We start from the raw sequence: 771 nt of genomic DNA, 5'->3' as shown, positions 1-771 counted from the left end.
CAACTTATTGATAGTGTTTTATATTCAGATAATGCCCGATGACTTTGTCATGCAGCTCCACCGATTTTGAGAACGACAGCGACTTCCGTCCCAGCCGTGCCAGGTGCTGCCTCAGATTCAGGTTATGCCGCTCAATTCGCTGCGTATATCGCTTGCTGATTACGTGCAGCTTTCCCTTCAGGCGGGATTCATACAGCGGCCAGCCATCCGTCATCCATATCACCACGTCAAAGGGTGACAGCAGGCTCATAAGACGCCCCAGCGTCGCCATAGTGCGTTCACCGAATACGTGCGCAACAACCGTCCTCCGGAGCCTGTCATACGCGTAAAACAGCCAGCGCTGGCGCGATTTAGCGCCGACGTAACCCCACTGTTCGTCCATTTCCGCGCAAACAATGACGTCACTGCCCGGTTGTATGCGTGAGTTTACCGACTGCGGCCTGAGTTTTTTAAGTGTCGTAAAATCGTGTTGAGGCCAACGCCCATAATGCGTGCACTGGCGCGACATCCGACGCCATTCATGGCCATATCAATAATTTTCTGGTGTGTACCGGGCTGAGAGGCGGTGTAAGTGAACTGTAGCTGCCATGTTTTACGGCAGTGAGAGCAGAGATAGCGCTGATGTCCGGCAGTGCTTTTGCCGTTACGCACCACCCCGTCAGTAGCTGAACAGGAGGGACAGCTGATAGAAACAGAAGCCACTGGAGCACCTCAAAAACACCATCATACACTAAATCAGTAAGTTGGCAGCATCACCTGTGTTATCTATGT

Annotated in this window: 1 protein-coding gene; it reads right to left on the bottom strand. The window is 52.3% G+C overall.

Going from position 1 to position 771, the window contains the following annotated elements; translation table 11 throughout:
• Nucleotides 1–4: 4 nt before the first annotated feature.
• Nucleotides 5–702 (bottom strand): IS1 family transposase gene (locus DIT71_RS17665; RefSeq protein ID WP_227538204.1). Its coding sequence is split into 2 segments (ribosomal slippage): nt 5–453 and nt 453–702, totalling 699 coding nucleotides; the frame shifts between segments, so codons are not numbered across the junction.
• Nucleotides 703–771 lie beyond the last annotated feature (69 nt).

Source organism: Marinobacter vulgaris, assembly GCF_003344045.1.
Lineage (GTDB): Bacteria > Pseudomonadota > Gammaproteobacteria > Pseudomonadales > Oleiphilaceae > Marinobacter > Marinobacter vulgaris.
This window is presented reverse-complemented; position numbering and strand designations above follow the sequence as displayed.